General features: G+C 64.1%; 16 protein-coding genes. 9 read left to right on the top strand and 7 right to left on the bottom strand.

Annotation, left to right across the window (positions count from 1 at the left end; all coding sequences use genetic code 11):
* Positions 1–36: 36 nt before the first annotated feature.
* Complete coding sequence (locus IVB40_RS32130; protein WP_007597509.1) at positions 37–297, top strand: hypothetical protein; 261 nt, start codon at positions 37–39, stop codon at positions 295–297.
* Between the two features lie 187 nt (positions 298–484).
* Here IVB40_RS32130 and IVB40_RS32125 read toward each other — a convergent pair whose 3' ends face one another.
* Positions 485–1,180, bottom strand: coding sequence for a cell cycle transcriptional regulator TrcR (locus tag IVB40_RS32125; RefSeq protein ID WP_027565675.1), 696 nt, complete (start codon positions 1,178–1,180; stop codon positions 485–487).
* A 254-nt stretch (positions 1,181–1,434) separates the two neighbouring features.
* Here IVB40_RS32125 and ispH point away from each other — a divergent pair, with 254 nt between their 5' ends.
* The 3 genes from ispH to rnhA are packed head-to-tail and all read left to right on the top strand — an operon-like array spanning position 1,435 to position 3,854.
* Positions 1,435–2,403, top strand: coding sequence for a 4-hydroxy-3-methylbut-2-enyl diphosphate reductase (ispH, locus tag IVB40_RS32120; RefSeq protein ID WP_007597506.1), 969 nt, complete (start codon positions 1,435–1,437; stop codon positions 2,401–2,403).
* 6 nt (positions 2,404–2,409) lie between these two features.
* A complete protein-coding gene (locus IVB40_RS32115) occupies positions 2,410–3,393 on the top strand; it encodes a homoserine kinase (protein ID WP_247817372.1) in 984 nt (327 codons plus the stop codon).
* On the top strand, positions 3,390–3,854 hold the full coding sequence (gene rnhA, locus IVB40_RS32110; RefSeq protein WP_247817371.1) for a ribonuclease HI: 465 nt from the start codon (positions 3,390–3,392) through the stop codon (positions 3,852–3,854). Before IVB40_RS32115 ends, rnhA begins: the two co-directional genes overlap by 4 nt.
* Before the next feature lie 160 nt (positions 3,855–4,014).
* Here rnhA and IVB40_RS32105 read toward each other — a convergent pair whose 3' ends face one another.
* From IVB40_RS32105 to IVB40_RS32080, 6 genes are all read right to left on the bottom strand, one after another.
* A complete protein-coding gene (locus IVB40_RS32105; RefSeq protein WP_027565673.1) occupies positions 4,015–4,500 on the bottom strand; it encodes a peroxiredoxin in 486 nt (161 codons plus the stop codon).
* Positions 4,501–4,617: 117 nt separating this feature from the next.
* A complete protein-coding gene (locus tag IVB40_RS32100; protein ID WP_247817369.1) occupies positions 4,618–5,172 on the bottom strand; it encodes a DUF924 family protein in 555 nt (184 codons plus the stop codon).
* 15 nt (positions 5,173–5,187) lie between these two features.
* Positions 5,188–6,873 carry a long-chain fatty acid--CoA ligase gene (locus tag IVB40_RS32095; protein WP_027514214.1) on the bottom strand — a complete coding sequence of 562 codons (1,686 nt, stop codon included), beginning with the start codon at positions 6,871–6,873 and terminating at the stop codon, positions 5,188–5,190.
* Positions 6,874–7,062: 189 nt separating this feature from the next.
* The gene (locus IVB40_RS32090) at positions 7,063–8,511 is read right to left on the bottom strand and encodes a serine hydrolase (protein WP_247817367.1); all 1,449 of its coding nucleotides are present in this window, start codon (positions 8,509–8,511) and stop codon (positions 7,063–7,065) included.
* 202 nt (positions 8,512–8,713) lie between these two features.
* On the bottom strand, positions 8,714–10,510 hold the full coding sequence (locus tag IVB40_RS32085) for a glucan ABC transporter ATP-binding protein/ permease (protein ID WP_247817366.1): 1,797 nt from the start codon (positions 10,508–10,510) through the stop codon (positions 8,714–8,716).
* 89 nt (positions 10,511–10,599) lie between these two features.
* On the bottom strand, positions 10,600–11,646 hold the full coding sequence (locus tag IVB40_RS32080; RefSeq protein ID WP_247817365.1) for an ABC transporter substrate-binding protein: 1,047 nt from the start codon (positions 11,644–11,646) through the stop codon (positions 10,600–10,602).
* A 224-nt stretch (positions 11,647–11,870) separates the two neighbouring features.
* On the opposite strand from IVB40_RS32080, the gene IVB40_RS32075 reads away from it, so the two are divergent.
* From IVB40_RS32075 to IVB40_RS32055, 5 genes are all read left to right on the top strand, one after another.
* Positions 11,871–12,242, top strand: a complete 372-nt coding sequence (locus tag IVB40_RS32075; RefSeq protein ID WP_027565668.1) for a hypothetical protein — start codon at positions 11,871–11,873, stop codon at positions 12,240–12,242.
* Positions 12,243–12,354: 112 nt separating this feature from the next.
* Positions 12,355–12,759, top strand: a complete 405-nt coding sequence (hisE, locus tag IVB40_RS32070; protein ID WP_027565667.1) for a phosphoribosyl-ATP diphosphatase — start codon at positions 12,355–12,357, stop codon at positions 12,757–12,759.
* Between the two features lie 45 nt (positions 12,760–12,804).
* The gene (locus tag IVB40_RS32065) at positions 12,805–13,407 is read left to right on the top strand and encodes a YqaA family protein (RefSeq protein ID WP_081747784.1); all 603 of its coding nucleotides are present in this window, start codon (positions 12,805–12,807) and stop codon (positions 13,405–13,407) included.
* 48 nt (positions 13,408–13,455) lie between these two features.
* On the top strand, positions 13,456–13,992 hold the full coding sequence (locus tag IVB40_RS32060; protein WP_247817364.1) for a hypothetical protein: 537 nt from the start codon (positions 13,456–13,458) through the stop codon (positions 13,990–13,992).
* A gap of 30 nt (positions 13,993–14,022) precedes the next feature.
* Positions 14,023–15,423 (top strand): aspartate ammonia-lyase, encoded by a 1,401-nt coding sequence (locus IVB40_RS32055; RefSeq protein ID WP_027565665.1) that lies wholly within the window; start codon positions 14,023–14,025, stop codon positions 15,421–15,423.
* The last annotated feature ends 86 nt before the right edge of the window (positions 15,424–15,509 follow it).

Raw genomic sequence — 15,509 nt, 5'->3', positions numbered from 1 at the left:
GCGCGGGCTCCTCACCCTGAGGATGAAGGGCCTGCCATGAATTCGAAGCCGTTTCTAGCGATTGCATTTGCGGGCCTCATTCTCTCCGCCTGCTCCGCGCGCTACCAGACGCCGGTGGCCATGGGCGGCGACGATGACGATGCGGTCTGCCAGAGCCGCGGCTATGCGGCCGGCTCGCCCGAATACGTGGCCTGCCGCAAGGACCGCGACGTCCAGCGCAGCGCCGCGACCACCCGCGCCGACCGACGCCAGCGCGACCTCGGCGAATACATGCTGAACCATCCGGACCGGCCGTAAAGGCTGCTTTCCACTTATCCGTCATTGCGAGCGCAGCGAAGCAATCCAGGATCTCTCCGTCGAGACAATCTGGATTGCTTTTCGCTGCGCTCGCAATGACGCGGTTGCTGAAGCTTCTTGCGTCACGCAAAGAAAGCGGCGGGTTTCCCCGCCGCGCTTGCATTCGATGACGACTAAAGACGAAGGATTACTCCTCCTCCTGGTCCTGCTTCTTGCCGCCGAGCGTCTTCAGCTTGGCGAACACGGCATCGACGTTGAGATCGTCGCTGGACCTCTCCGCGGGTTCGTACTCGTCCTTCTTGGTGGTTTCTGAGGCCGGCAGCAGGGTGGCACCGCCATAGGCCGCGTCGATCGGCTTTTCCTTGGCCGCGCGCGCGACCTCGAAATCGAGTTCGATCTGCGAGCAGAGGCCGAGGGTGACGGGATCAATCGGCGTCAGCTGGGAGGTGTTCCAGTGGGTGCGATCACGGACGCTGGCGATCGTGCTCTTGGTCGTGCCGACCAGGCGCATGATCTGGGCGTCCTTGAGCTCGGCATGGTTGCGCAGCAGCCAGAGGATGGCGCTTGGGCGTTCGTGGCGGCGCGAGACCGGGGTGTAGCGCGGGCCCTTGCGCTTGGGCTGCGGCGGCAGCACCACCTTGCTCTCCTGGAGGCGGAGCCGGTAGTCCGGGTTGTTCTCGCCCTTCTCGATCTCCTCGCGGGTCAGCTGGCCGTTGGAGAGGGGATCCATGCCCTTGATGCCCTGGGCGGCGTCGCCATCGGCGATCGCGCGCACCTCGAGGGGGTGCATTTTGGTGAAATCGGCGACCTGATCGAAGGTCAGCGCGGTGTTGTCGAGCAGCCAGACGGCGGTCGCCTTGGGCATCAGAGGTGCGTTGCTCATGGCAAATCTCCTTTGTGCTTCGCCCACCCCTTTGGAGGCGAAACCGGTGGTCATCAGCGATGACTGGGAATTCGCGCTATATAAGCCCGGAGGGGGTAGCCACGCAATGGTTCTGCTATAGATAGTGCCTTGACAGCGCCCGAAAGGGGGCCCAATTCCCTCTGAAGTCGCTGTAAGACCGTACCCAAGCCCCTATTCATTCATCGACCGCTTCCCGCCTATTTGGCGAGGTGATTCGGTCCCGAGATCGCTCAATGTCAGCAAAACCAGACCTCAAGATCGTGCTTTGTTCTCCCCGTGGCTTCTGCGCCGGGGTGGTCCGGGCGATCGACACCGTGGAACGGGCGCTCGATAAATACGGTGCCCCCGTCTATGTTCGCCATGAGATTGTGCACAATAAATACGTCGTCGATGGGTTGAAGAAGAAGGGCGCGATCTTCGTCGAGGAACTCGCCGAGATCCCGGAAAACACCACCGCGCCGGTGGTGTTCTCGGCCCATGGCGTGCCGAAATCGGTTCCGGCCGACGCCACGTCCCGCAATTTGTTCTCGCTGGATGCGACCTGCCCGCTGGTCACCAAGGTGCACCGCGAGGCCGCGATCCATTTCAAGCGCGGCCGCGAGATCTTCCTGATCGGCCATTCCCATCATCCGGAGGTGGTGGGCACGCTCGGCCAGCTCCCGACCGGCGCCGTGACCCTGATCGAGACCGCCGAGGACGCGAAGACCATCGCCCCGAAGGACCCGAACAACCTCGCCTTCGTGACCCAGACCACGCTGTCGATCGACGACACCGCGGAGATCGTGGCGCTGCTGAAGGAGCGCTTCCCGAACATCAACGGGCCGCACAAGGAAGACATCTGCTACGCCACCACCAACCGCCAGCTCGCGGTGAAGAAGGTGGCGCCGGTGGTGGATGCCCTGATCGTGGTCGGCGCGCCGAACTCGTCGAACTCGCAGCGCCTGCGTGAGGTCGCCGAGCGCGAGGGCTGCCCGATCGCCGTGCTGGCGCAGCGCGCGACCGAAATCGACTGGAAGCGGTTCGAGAACATCACCAGCCTCGGCATCACCGCGGGCGCCTCGGCCCCGGAAGTGATCGTCGAGGAGATCATGGACGCGTTCGCCGAGCGCTTCACGCTGCATGTGGAGACGGTCTCGGCCGCGGAAGAAAACGAATTCTTCCCGCTGCCGCGTCAGGTGCGCCCCGAAGCCGCCGCCGAGTAGATCTTCATGGCGGTCTACACCGACGTTGCCGCCGACGAGCTTGCGGACTTCCTCAACCAGTACGATCTCGGCGAGTTGCTCTCCTACAAGGGCATCGCCGAGGGCGTCGAAAATTCCAACTTCCTGCTGCATACGACCAAGGGGTCGTTCATCCTCACGCTCTATGAGAAGCGCGTGGCGAAGAACGATCTGCCGTTCTTCCTCGCGCTGATGACGCATCTGGCCGAGCACGGCGTCAACTGCCCGCTGCCGGTGAAGGGAACGGACGGCGAGGCGTTGCGCGAGCTGTCGGGCCGGCCCGCCGCCATCATCACCTTTCTCGAAGGCGTCTGGCCGCGCAAGCCGAGCGCGGCCCATTGCGCCGGCGTCGGCGAGGGGCTCGCCAGGATGCATCTGGCAGGTGCGAATTTCGCGATCAGGCGTGCGAACGCGCTGTCGGTCCCGGGCTGGCGGCCGCTGTTCGATGCCGCGTCACAGCGGGCCGACGAGGTGCAGCCCGGCCTGCGCGCGTTCCTGGGCCACGAGCTCGACTACCTCGAGAGTGGCGTCTGGCCGACGCAGCTGCCTGAAGGCGTGATCCACGCCGACCTCTTCAACGACAACGTCTTCTTCCTCGGCGACAAGCTCTCGGGGATCATCGACTTCACCTTCGCCTGCAATGATTGGCTTGCCTATGACGTCGCGATCTGCCTCAACGCCTGGTGCTTCGAGCCGGATCATTCCTTCAACGTCACCAAGGCGCGGGCCTTCCTCAATGCCTATGGCCGCGTGCGAAAGCTGTCCGAGGCGGAAGAGGCAGCGCTGCCGCTGCTCGCGCGCGGAGCTGCGATGCGCTTCCTGCTGACGCGGCTGGTCGACTGGCTCAACGTACCGCCCGGCGCGCTGGTCAAGCCGAAGGATCCGTTGGAATATGTCCGCAAGCTGCGCTTCCACCAGAGCGTTTCCAGCGTGCGCGACTACGGGCTGATGCCGTCGGGGCTGGTGGCGTGAGCGAGCTTCCCAACGTCACGATCTACACCGACGGCGCCTGCTCGGGAAATCCGGGGCCGGGCGGCTGGGGCGCGATCCTGAAGTTCGGCGACAAGGAAAAGGAACTGAACGGTGGTGAGCGCCACACCACCAACAACCAGATGGAATTGATGGCGGCGATCTCCGCATTGGAAGCGCTGAAGAAGCCTTGCACCGTCGATCTCTATACCGACAGCCAATATGTCCGTCAGGGCATCACTGGCTGGATCCACGGCTGGAAGCGTAACGGCTGGCGCACCGCCGACAAGAAGCCGGTGAAGAATGTCGAGCTATGGCAGCGCCTCGATGCCGCGCTGAAGGCTCATGACGTGCGCTGGCACTGGGTCAAGGGCCACGCAGGGCATCCCGAGAACGAACGCGCCGATCAGCTCGCGCGCGACGGGATCGTGAAGGCGCGGTTGCAGGCGCGGGTGGCGGAGTAGCGCGCGGTCGGCGCTCCAGTCTCAACTGTCATCGCCCGCGAAGGCGGGCGATCCAGTACGCCGCGGCCTCTCGATTTAGCAACAACTGTTTCTGGAATACCGTCATGCCCCGCTTTCGCGGGGCATGACAGCGTCGTTTGTGGCTGAAAGCGATGGCCGCTTACAGCTGCCCGAGCAAAGTATCGCCGCCGGACACTTCGACCTTGCCCGGCATCGCCTCGAGGTTCAGCTTCTTGACCACGCCGTCCTCGACCAGCATCGAATAGCGCTTGGAGCGGATGCCGAGACCGTTGCCGGAGGCGTCGAGCTCCATGCCAATCGCCTTGGCGAAGTCGGCATTGCCGTCGGCGAGGAAGATGGCCTCGTCGCGCTGGTCGGTGTCGCGCTTCCACGCGTTCATGACGAAAGCGTCGTTGACGGAGACGATGGCGATGGTGTCGACGCCCTTGTCCTTCAGGGCGTAGGCGTTGAGGAAGATGCTCGGCAGATGCATCTTGTGGCAGGTGCCGGTATAGGCGCCGGGCACCGCGAACAGCGCCACTTTCTTGCCCTTGAAGATATCGTCGGTGGTCTTCACCTGCGGGCCTTCCGCCGTCATCACGCGGAATTTCGCCTCGGGCAGCTTGTCGCCAGTCTGGATCGCCATCGTCAGTCTCCCTGAAAATCGGTCCCGCTTTTTAGACCGTGCGGCGGGCCTGCACAATATTGCCGGCACGGATAGTGACCCGGAGGCGGTGAGGGCGGGACCTTCACCTTTATGTCATCAGCCGGCGAACCCGCCGCCGTCGAGGAAGGCCTGCTCGTCCGGCGTGGTGTCGCGGCCGAGCAGACGGTTGCGGTGGGGGAAGCGGCCAAACCGCCGGATGATGTCGGCGTGCTCCCGCGAGTATTTCAGGTTTTCAGCATTGTCGGTGTTTTGAAACAGCGCGACGCAGTGCAATTGGTCGGGCAGGTGCTCGGAATGCATGAAGGGCAAATAGAGGAATTCGAGCAGGACCGGGTCGATCCTTTGATCTGCACCCCGCGCAATGGCGCGGCGGGCGACGTCGCGCGCCAACGCGTCGCTGGCAAAGGCCTGCGACGTGCCGCGAAACATGTTGCGCGGAAACTGGTCGAGCACGATGACGAGCGCGAGTGCGCCCTCGTCGGTCGCCTCCCATGACAAGAGCTCGCCGGCGACCGCCTTCTGCCACAGCGCGAGAAAGCGGCGCCTGATCTCAACGTCGAATGCGTCATTGCGCTCGTACCAGGCATCGCGGCCGGCCTCGCGCCAGAAGGCGAGGATGCCGGCCGGACTGATGTTGCTGTCGTCGGTCATGAACGAAAGAGGCGCTTACGCCGCCTCCGCCTTCTTCTCGTCGCGCAGCTGCCGGCGCAGGATCTTGCCGACGTTAGTCTTCGGCAGGTCGGTACGGAATTCGATGTGCTTGGGCACCTTGTAGCCGGTCAGCTGCTCCTGGCAGAACTTGACCAGGGCCTCCGCCGTGAGGTTCGGGTCCTTCTTGACCACGAACGCCTTCACCGCCTCTCCCGACTTGGAATCGGGAATGCCGATGACGGCGCATTCGAGCACCCCGGGGTTGCTCGCGATCACTTCCTCGATCTCGTTCGGATAGACGTTGAAGCCGGAGACCAGGATCATGTCCTTCTTGCGGTCGACGATCTTGGTGTAGCCCCTCTCGTCCATGATTCCGATGTCGCCGGTGCGGAAATAGCCGTCCGCCGTCATCACCTTGGCGGTCTCCTCCGGCCTGTTCCAGTAGCCCGACATCACCTGCGGGCCCTTGGCGCAGATCTCGCCGGGCTGGCCGAGCGGCATCTCGTTGCCGTCGTCGTCGCGGATCGAGATCCAGGTCGAGGGCACGGGGATGCCGATGGTGCCGTTGAACTCGGGATCGGTCGTGGTGTTGCAGGTCAGCGTCGGAGATGTCTCCGACAGGCCGTAGCCTTCGGCGATGGAGCAGCCCGTGATCGCCTTCCACTGCTCGGCGACCGGACGCTGCACCGCCATGCCGCCACCGTTCGAGATCTTCAGCTTGGAGAAGTCGAGCTTCTTGAAGTCGGGATGGTGCATCAGGCCGTTGTAGAGCGTGTTCACGGCCGGGAAGTTGTTGACCTGGTATTTCGCCAATTCCTTGATGAAGCCCGGGATGTCGCGCGGATTGGGGATCAGGAGATTGCAGCCGCCGGCGCGCACCGCGAGCAGGTAGCAGGCCGTCAGCGCGAAGATGTGATAGAGCGGCAGCGCGCAGACGACCATCAGTTGATCGACATGTGGCGGCGCGGCCATCGCTGGCTGCAGCCAGGCGTCGTTCTGCAGGACGTTGGCGACGATGTTGCGATGAAGCAGGGTGGCACCCTTGGACACGCCGGTGGTGCCGCCGGTATATTGCAGGAAGGCGACGTCGCCGGGCGACAGCTTCGGCTTGTTGAAGGCCAGAGAGCGGCCGGCGGAGATCGCGTCGTTGAAGGACACCGCGCCCGGCAGCGACCAGGCCGGCACCATCTTCTTGACGCGGCGGACGACCAGATTGACGATCACGCCCTTGAAGCCGAGCAGGTCGCCCATGCTGCCGACGATGACGTGCTTGACTTGTGTCTTCGCGATCACCTGCTCGACGGTGTGGGCGAAATTCTCCAGCACGATGATGGCTTCGGCGCCGGAATCCTTGAGCTGGTGCTCGAGCTCGCGTGGCGTGTAGAGCGGATTGACATTGACCACGGCGAAACCGGCGCGCAGCACGGCCGCGGTCGCGACCGGATATTGCAGCACGTTCGGCATCATGATCGCGACGCGGGCGCCGCGTTGCAGGCCTCGTCCTTGCAGGTAGGACGCCATCGCCAGGGACATCTGGTCGAGATCGCGATAGCTGATCGACTTGTCCATGCAGATGAACGCCTTGCGGTCGGCGAACTTGGCGAAGCTCTCCTCCAGAAGGTCGACCAGCGATGAATATTGCGTCGGCTCGATATCGGCGGGGACGCCGGGCGGATATTGCTTAAGCCAGATGCGCTCCATGGAAACTCCCCTCATTGACCAGAGCCCGTTGTGTCTCGAGCTTGCCTCATTGCCGTCAGTATCGAGCCTGCCGGAACGGGTGGCAAGCGGTCGAGCCTTAGGACAAACGTCAGGGAGTGGCTACCGGAATCCTCGCAATGGCGCTGCCGCAACTGCGAAGTGCGGCGCGGTCTCGCCTCGCGTCGGCCGTTAACTGTTGTTGGCCGGCTTGGCGGGCTTGGTCGCGGCCTTGGGTTTAGCGGGCTTGGCCGCCTGCTCGCCGCTTGCTGCAGGCTTTGCCGCCACATCGGGCTTGGCTGCGGCATGCTTGGTACCGGCCGGCTTGGCTGCGGATTTGCCGTCGGCCGGCTTGGCGGTCGCCACCGGCTTGCTGTCGGGCTTTGCCGCCGCCGTCTTGGCATCCTTCGGCTTGTCTGACGCGTCGGGCTTTTTGGCGACGCGCGACTTCTTGCCACGCGGCTTTGGCGTGGCCTGCTGGTCGGCATCGGCCGCGACCGCCGCGATCAGGGCGGTCCCGGTTCGGGTCGGGCCGGTATAGACCAGCACGGGCTCGGCCGCCGCCGGGGCCGAGGCCATCAGCTCGGAGGCCTTCATCAGCGGCGGCTGAAGCCCGGCCGTGAAGAAGGTGACCTGAGCTTCGCCGCCTGTGGCCGAGGCGGACCCGGACGTGCCGCCATTGGTCGCGATCAGTGCGTCGTCATCGTCGCTGGCCGGCCGCTTGCGATGGCCGCCGCACATGTCGTCACGCAGGTTCGGCGGCGAGGCGTCGACCGGCACCAGCTTGTCCACGGTGCCGAGCGAGGGCCGGAGCCAGGTGAGATTGTCTTGCGAGAAGCCGCGCTCCAGCAGCTGCGCCGCCTTCACCGCGCGCGCGGTCCCGGAGTTGGCGCCCAGCACGACGGCGATCAGCCGGCGGCCGTTGCGGGTGGCCGATGCGACGAGGTTGTAACCGGAGGCGCAGATGAAGCCGGTCTTGAAACCGTCGGCGCCGGGATAGCGGCCGATCAGCTTGTTGAAATTGCCAGTGACGCGCTTGCCGAAGCGGATTGCCGGAATATGCACGAAATACTCGTACTCGGGCAGGTCGCGCAGGAACGAGCGCGCGAGAATGCCGAGATCCCGCGCGGAGGTGATCTGTCCGTCGGCGGGCAGGCCGTTCGGATTGACGTAGCTCGTCTGCGTCATGCCGAGCTTCTGCGCAGTGTCGTTCATCAGCGCCGAGAAGCCGTCGATCGAACCGCCGACGCCTTCGGCGAGCACGACGGCCATGTCGTTCGCCGATTTCACCATCATCATCTTGAGTGCGTTGTCGACGGTAAGCTGCGTTCCTGGGCGGAACCCCATCTTCGAGGGCGACTGCGAGGCTGCGGTCGGCGACACCGTGAGGATTGTGTCGAGCGTGAGCTTGCCGTCCTTGACCGCCTTCAGCGTCACATAGGCGGTCATGATCTTGGTGACGGAAGCCGGATACCAGGGAATGGTCGCGTTTTCCGCCTGCAACACCTTGCCGCTATCGGCCTCGATCAGAAGCAGCGCTTCGGCGCCCGCCGCGCGCGGCGCGAGCAATGCGCCGCAGGCGAGTGTCGCGGCGAACAGGTTGAACAGGGATTGACGAAGCAGCGGGCGAAGAGCGTGCACTATCCGATTCCGGTCCTTGGAGACCCGCCGGTTCCGGTCGGCTCTCGTGATCTGATGTTCGGTTCTGAAATCCAGCGCCGCCGCTTGCGGCGCCGCAAACCTATACCGGCTGGTGCGTCGGGAATAGGGGCATCAGCGGGGTATTCCGCAATGAAATGGGCCGAATTTCGACGATATGATGGGGACTTGCCAAGGCGACTTGCTAAGATGACTTGGCGGCCGTCGCGGCAGCCTCAGCCGCTGTCACGCTGGCCCGTGCGTTCTCCTGAACCATGAACTGAGCCCTGGCGAGGTCGGCGAAATGGCCGCCTTTGGCCACGAGTTCATCGAAAGTTCCACTTTCGATCACACGCCCGTTCTCGAACACCAGGATGCGCGTGGCATTGCGGATGGTGGAGAGGCGATGGGCGATCACGAAGGTGGTGCGGCCCTTCATCACTTCGTCGAGAGCGGTATTCACCTTCGCCTCGGTGACGGCGTCGAGTGCGCTGGTCGCCTCGTCCAGGATCAGGATCGGCGGATCCTTCAGCAGTGCACGTGCGATCGACAGCCGCTGGCGCTCGCCGCCGGACAGCATGCGGCCGCGCTCGCCGGCATTGGTCTCGAAGCCGCCGCTGCGCTCGATGAATTCGAGCGCCTGCGCGCGCTCCGCCGCCTTGCGCATCTCGGCCTCGGTGGCGTCCGGCTTGCCGACGCGCAAATTCTCCGCGATCGAGCGGTTGAACAGCAGCGCCTCCTGAAAAACCACGCCGATGTTCCGCCGCAGCGATGTCAGCGTCACCCCGCGCACGTCCATGCCGTCGATCCTGATGAAGCCGGACTGCGGATCGAAGGCGCGATGCAGCAGCGCAATCGCCGTCGACTTGCCGGCGCCGGTTGCGCCGACCAGCGCGATGGTCTGGCCGGGAAGCGCGGTGAAGGAGAGGTCCTCGACCGCCGGCCGCTTGCCGTCATAGGAGAAGGTGACGTCGTTGAATTCGACGAGGCCGGAGAGCCGGCCCGCATCGATCGCGTCGTGCCGGTCGTGCACCGCAGGCACCGCATCGAGCACGTTGAAGAACTCGCGCAGGCGCGGGGCTTCCATGAACACGTTGTTGATGAAGCTCACGACCTGCTCCAGCTTCTGGATCAGAAGCGTCGCGAAGCTCACGAACATCACGATCTCGCCGACCGAGGTCAGCCCCTGGTCGTGCAGCGCGATGCCGAAAGTGAAGATCGCGAGCACAGTGATCGTGGTGGAGGCGCGCGTGATGACGGTGACGAGGGCCCACCACGACAGCACCGGCATTTGCGCCGCTAGCAACTCGTCGGCAACGGAGCGCAGGCCCTTCACCTCGGAATCGATGCGCACGAAACTCTGCACCAGCGCAACATTGCCAAGGGCGTCGGAAGCGCGCGCGGAGAGCTCGCTGTAGTGCTCCTCCACCTCCATCTGCATGCCGAAAGTTCTGCGCACCACGAAGGTGGTCAGCGCGGTGAAGACGATGCAGAGCAGGAACAGCAGGATTGCAAGCCGCCAGTTCAGGTAGAGCGACAGCGGCAGCAGCACCACGACCGAGAGGATCGCGGCAAAATGCTCTCGAAAGAAGCCGACCCATAATCGCCACAGCGCATCTGTGCCGTTCAGCATCACCTTCATCAACCGGCCCGAATGGGTGCCCGAATGGAAGGTCAGCGGCAGCTGCATGATGTGCTCGAAATAGTCCGTCAGGACCGCCTGCCGCTGGCGGTGGGAGAGCCGGTCGGCCTGCAACGCTACGACCGCGCTGCAGGCGATGGTGAACAGCCCGAACGCGACCCATGCAACCAGGAACGGCCAGGCCGAGTTGGAGCCTGCGACCGTCTTGCCCGAGAGCACATCGACGATCCGGCCGAACAGCACCGGTTCGGCGAATTGCGAGCCCGCAAGCAGGAGATTGACGACCGCGAGCAGCCAGCCCAGTCGTGCCTCCTTGCCGAGCAGCTCGAGAACGCGGGTGTAAAGGCGGAGAATGGGCATGGGCGGGGAGCTCGGGCGGATCGAACGGAGTGAGCCCATACTCTAATCAGGGATCGGCTGCGAGATATAGCGGAAGCTGTCGGTTTTGCTCAGTTGATCAACCGCCCTGCAACGGGCGGCAAGAACCCGCCGTCGAAGATGTCGCCCGCCGCCGGCCGTTTGCGGAATTTGAAATCCTGCCCGATCTGGTCGATCGCGCGATCCATGCGCGCCGGGTCGATGTCGCCGAGGCCGTTGCGACGGACCTCGTCGGTCAGGATGTTGTCGACGAGGACGGTGCGCAGGCGCTCCAGCTCAAGATCGCGGTCGCCGTCCTCAATGCGGCTCGCGGCCTCGTCCGCCGCACGCGCCGGCTCCTTGACGGTCGCGTTGATGCCGGCGATCAATGCGCGAATGAATCCCTTCACGGTGTCCGGCTTGGCCGCGGCGAAAACCGGGTTGACCACGACGGCAAAGCCATAGGCCTCGCAACCATAGTCGGCATAGCGAAGCGCGACGAGATCGCCGCCTGGTACGCCGCGGTCGCGCAGGTTCACTGCCGAGAGATAGCTGAAGCCGGCGACGGCATCGACCTGTCCCGCGGAGAGGATCGGCTCGCGCACCGCGGCGCTGATCTTGTGGAATTTCACGTGAGCCGTGTTGATGCCGTTCTGCTGCGCCAGCGCCGGCCACAGCCGCATCGACAGATCGCTATCGGCAACGCCGACGGTCTTGCCGTCCAGGTCGGGCAGGAGGTGGATGCCACGGCTCCTGCGGGCGACGATCGCGTAGGGCGCGCGGTTGAACAGCACGAACACCGCCTTGACCGGTGTCGCATCCTTGTCGCGGAAGCGGATCAGCTCGTTGATGTCGACGAGCGCGAGCTCGCTGTCGCCCTTGGCGACGCGCGCAAGCGCCTCCGGCGATCCGGCCGCGCTGCTAAAGGAGACGTTGAGACGCTCGGCTCCGAAGCTGCCGTCCTTTGCGGCAAGAAAGAACGGCGCCATGCTCGCATCGATCGGGCGGTCGAAGGTGAAGTGGATTGCAATGAAGGGCGCGGCGGTTTCGGCCGCGGTAGCATCGCGCGCAGTCAGCGCCGCAAGAGACATTGCAGCGGCCAGCAGGCCGCGAAGAGCGATTGTCGCGAATTCGAACATCAGTGGCGCCGGTCCGGTGTTATGATTTGGTGACGCTCGGAGCGCCGGCTGGCGACAAGCTTGTCCGCGTCAATATGAACGGCGGATGAGCGGCGGTTGCGTCACGATCACGCAACCCCGTTCAGCTTGTGTTGGGGTTGGGGAACCCAACATGGGATGCGGGTGTTTGAGAGACACGAGCCTGTCATCAGGCACCATTCGAGGTCCCAAGGAGGGTCCAGGACATGTTTGACAGATTTTCAGGATTTGCCGGCCGTAAGGCCGTTCTCGCTACCGCCGCGGTGCTGGCGCTGACCGCAATGACCCCGACCGCTTCGTACGCGGGCGGCCGTCATTGGCATGGTGGCGGCGGCGGTGCGGCCTTTGCCGGCGCGGCCATTGCCGGTGCTATCGGCACCGGCCTCGCAATCGCCGCGACCCGTGACGCCTACGCCTATGATGCTCCTGCCTATTACGGCGGCGGCCCGGTCTACTACGACGACGGTCCGGTCTATTACGGCGGCGACTCGTATATCGGTCCGCGCCCGTATCACCGTTGCGGCGGCCCGTACCAGTCCGCGCAGGGCGGCCAAGGCAACCTTTCGACTTGCTACTAGCTTTGGCTAGCAAATGTTGGCCGGCCGTCGCGCTCGCTGCGACGGCCGGCTTTTTTACTTTTGCTGCCGTGCGTTAACGTCCCCGCCACGGGTTTAGAGTAGCTTCGCGTACATGAGTGATTCGCTTGAGCGGCTATATCTGGCTGTGCTCGCGGCCAGGGACCTTGATCCGGCAACATCGCGCACCGCGCGGCTGTTTCAGCGCGGCCCGTCAAAAATGGCGAAGAAGCTGGCTGAAGAGGCTATCGAGGTCGTCATCGACGCGGTCAACGGCGATAGCGAAGCCGTGATCCGGGAAAGCGCCGACCTGCTCTACAATCTGACCGTGCTCTGGGCCTCGGCCGGCGTGCGCCCTGAGGACGTCTGGCGCGAGATGACGCGGCGTGAAGACATGCTCGGCATCGCCGAGAAGCTGCCGAAATCGGCGATGAAACTGCCCAAAGGTGCATCACCGCGTGTCGCCGCCAGGCGGCCAATCGTCGCGCTCGAAGGCCGTACCGCGCGCAAGCGCCACTAGTATTGGCACAAATCGGTCCCATCTCGGCATGGACAAATCCGTCCCATGGTGCTTCATCGCGGCGCCATGCTGAAACGTATCTACGACTGGTGCATCGACGCCGCTCACAAGCCTTACGCGCTCTGGATCATGGGCGCCGTGGCTTTCGCTGAAAGCTCCTTCTTTCCCGTCCCGCCGGACGTGATGCTGATCCCCATGTCACTGGCGCGCCCGCAACGCGCCTGGGTCTATGCGGCGATCTGCACTGCGACGTCGGTGCTGGGTGGCCTGTTGGGCTACGCCATCGGTGCGCTGCTCTTCGACTCGGTCGGCCATTGGCTGATCGAGGTCTATGGCCTCGGCGGCAAGGTCGACGCTTTCCGCGCCTCCTATGCCGAATGGGGCGCCGTGATCATCCTGCTCAAGGGCCTGACACCGATCCCCTATAAGCTCGTGACCATCACGTCCGGCTTTGCCGGCTACAATATCGGGCTCTTCATCCTGTGCTCGATCGTGGCGCGTGGCGGGCGCTTCTTTATCGTGGCGATTCTGCTCAACCGCTACGGCGATTGGATCCGGGTCAAGATCGAGAAGCATCTCGGATTGGTGGTGGCAATCGGCGCCGCGGTGCTCGTGCTCGGCTTTGTCGTCGCAGTCAAATTGATCTAACCCCGAAGGCGCTTTGCCGCTGCGTCTCGTTCGGCTACGGTTGCCGTCATGATGCTTCGATCCGGCAATCCGGTCCTGCGACTGGGCAGGCTGATATTTTCGGCGCTTTCGGTCCTGCTCGTTGCCGGCGGTACCGGATGGCCGCAATCCGCACCGCCGGCGCTCGGCTTGCAGGAGCAAGGACCGCAGGCCGCACCGGCGCCCTCGACAGCCCCTCCGTCGCCGCCGGTGCATGAGGAAAATCCCGGGCTGATCAACGAAATGGGCAAGCTGTTCGACAAGCTGCCCTCGATCCTGCCGCCGATCAAAAGCCCGAGCGAGACCATGAACGATTTGTCGCGCCTGGCGAAGCCGTCGACCGTGGTGTCGGGGCGCGTGGCCTGTCCGGCCTCGTCGAACGGCGCGCCCGACTGCAAGCTCGCCGCCGACAAACTCTGCCAGAGCAAGGGCTACACGGAAGGCAAGAGCCTGAATGCCGACTCCGCGGAAAAGTGCTCGGCCAAGGTTCTGATTCCGGGCAGGCAACGCAAACCGGATGACTGCCGCACCGATACCTTCGTCACCAGCGCGCTGTGCCAGAACTGAGGACGTCGCGCGAGCAAGCAAGGAGCGCCCATGAGTCGCACGGAGCAGGACTTCCTCGGACAGCGTGAGATCGCCGACGACATCTATTACGGCGTCCAGACCATCCGCGGGAAGGAGAACTTCCACATCACCGGCATTCCGATGAACCAGGAGCCTTACTTCGTAAAGGCGCTTGGTTACGTCAAGAAGGCCGCCGCCATGGCCAACCGCGATCTCGGGGCGGTGGACACCAAAGTCGCGGAAGCCATTATCGTGGGCTGCGATCGCGTCATCGCCGGCGATATGATGGACCAGTTCGTCACCGACTTCATTCAGGGCGGGGCCGGCACCTCCACCAACATGAACGCCAACGAGGTGATCGCCAATCTCGCGCTGGAATCGCTCGGCTTTGCGAAGGGCGATTACCAGCACGTCAGCCCCAACGATCACGTCAATTACGGCCAGTCGACCAACGACACCTATCCGACGGCCTTTCGGCTGGCGCTGATCCTGCGGCTCGAGAGCTACATGACGGCGCTGCGTCAACTCCAGGAGGCGTTCTTCGCCAAGGGCAGGGAGTTCGATCGCGTGCTGAAGATGGGCCGCACCCATCTACAGGACGCGGTGCCGATGTCACTCGGCGCCGAATTCCGCGGTTGGGGCACCACCATGGGCGAGGAGGTCGATCGAATCTCCGAGGCCCGCGCGCTGCTGCGCGAGATCAATCTCGGCGCGACCGCGATCGGCACCTCCGTCACCGCTGCGCAGGGCTATCCCAAGCTCGCGGTCCGGCATCTGAGCGCGCTCACCGGCGTCGACTTCATCCTTGCAGGCGACCTCGTCGAGGCGACGTCGGATACCGGCGCCTATGTGCAGCTCTCCGGCGTCCTCAAGCGCACCGCGAGCAAGCTGACCAAGATCTGCAACGACATCCGCCTGCTCGCCTCGGGCCCGCGCGCCGGCTTCAACGAGATCAACCTGCCGCAGCTTCAGCCGGGCTCCTCGATCATGCCGGGCAAGGTCAATCCTGTCATCCCCGAGGTCGTCAACCAGACCAGCTTCCTCGTAATCGGGCTCGACACCACCGTGACGCTCGCGGCGTCCGCGGGTCAGCTCCAGCTCAATGTGATGGAGCCGGTGATCTCGTTCGCGCTGTTCTTCTCCATCCGCACCATGGAGCGCGCGGTCAACAGCCTGCGCGAGAATTGCGTCGTGGGCATCACTGCCAACGAGGAGCATACCCGCAACATGGTGCTGAACTCGCTGGGTATCGTCACGGTGCTGAAGCCGCTGCTCGGCTACAAGCAATGCGCCGAGATCGCGCGCGAGGGCTACAAGAGCGGCAAGTCACTGCACCAGATCGTCGTGGTCGAGCGTAAGCTGCTGACGCAGGAGAAATGGGACGAGATGTTCTCGTTCGAGCGGCTGATCAATCCGGACCTGATTGCGTGATGGCGTCGTCCCGCGCTGAATTCCGCGGCTTGGAATTGCGGTAACGCCGTCCTCCACGGCACCAAAACGCACTACTTGACAGTGGA

Source organism: Bradyrhizobium sp. 40 (genome assembly GCF_023100925.1).
Classification (GTDB): domain Bacteria; phylum Pseudomonadota; class Alphaproteobacteria; order Rhizobiales; family Xanthobacteraceae; genus Bradyrhizobium.
Note: the sequence above shows the minus strand (reverse complement) of the source record. Positions and strands in the feature narration are given on the sequence as shown.

What these genes read in the sequence shown, in the direction of transcription:
- IVB40_RS32130 (WP_007597509.1), top strand. Translation starts at nt 37, where the DNA reads ATGAATTCGAAGCCGTTTCTAGCGATTGCATTTGCGGGCCTCATTCTC.
- IVB40_RS32125 (WP_027565675.1), bottom strand. Translation starts at nt 1,180, where the DNA reads ATGAGCAACGCACCTCTGATGCCCAAGGCGACCGCCGTCTGGCTGCTC.
- ispH (WP_007597506.1), top strand. Translation starts at nt 1,435, where the DNA reads ATGTCAGCAAAACCAGACCTCAAGATCGTGCTTTGTTCTCCCCGTGGC.
- IVB40_RS32115 (WP_247817372.1), top strand. Translation starts at nt 2,410, where the DNA reads ATGGCGGTCTACACCGACGTTGCCGCCGACGAGCTTGCGGACTTCCTC.
- IVB40_RS32105 (WP_027565673.1), bottom strand. Translation starts at nt 4,500, where the DNA reads ATGGCGATCCAGACTGGCGACAAGCTGCCCGAGGCGAAATTCCGCGTG.
- IVB40_RS32100 (WP_247817369.1), bottom strand. Translation starts at nt 5,172, where the DNA reads ATGACCGACGACAGCAACATCAGTCCGGCCGGCATCCTCGCCTTCTGG.
- IVB40_RS32095 (WP_027514214.1), bottom strand. Translation starts at nt 6,873, where the DNA reads ATGGAGCGCATCTGGCTTAAGCAATATCCGCCCGGCGTCCCCGCCGAT.
- IVB40_RS32085 (WP_247817366.1), bottom strand. Translation starts at nt 10,510, where the DNA reads ATGCCCATTCTCCGCCTTTACACCCGCGTTCTCGAGCTGCTCGGCAAG.
- IVB40_RS32080 (WP_247817365.1), bottom strand. Translation starts at nt 11,646, where the DNA reads ATGTTCGAATTCGCGACAATCGCTCTTCGCGGCCTGCTGGCCGCTGCA.
- IVB40_RS32075 (WP_027565668.1), top strand. Translation starts at nt 11,871, where the DNA reads ATGTTTGACAGATTTTCAGGATTTGCCGGCCGTAAGGCCGTTCTCGCT.
- hisE (WP_027565667.1), top strand. Translation starts at nt 12,355, where the DNA reads ATGAGTGATTCGCTTGAGCGGCTATATCTGGCTGTGCTCGCGGCCAGG.
- IVB40_RS32065 (WP_081747784.1), top strand. Translation starts at nt 12,805, where the DNA reads ATGGTGCTTCATCGCGGCGCCATGCTGAAACGTATCTACGACTGGTGC.
- IVB40_RS32060 (WP_247817364.1), top strand. Translation starts at nt 13,456, where the DNA reads ATGATGCTTCGATCCGGCAATCCGGTCCTGCGACTGGGCAGGCTGATA.
- IVB40_RS32055 (WP_027565665.1), top strand. Translation starts at nt 14,023, where the DNA reads ATGAGTCGCACGGAGCAGGACTTCCTCGGACAGCGTGAGATCGCCGAC.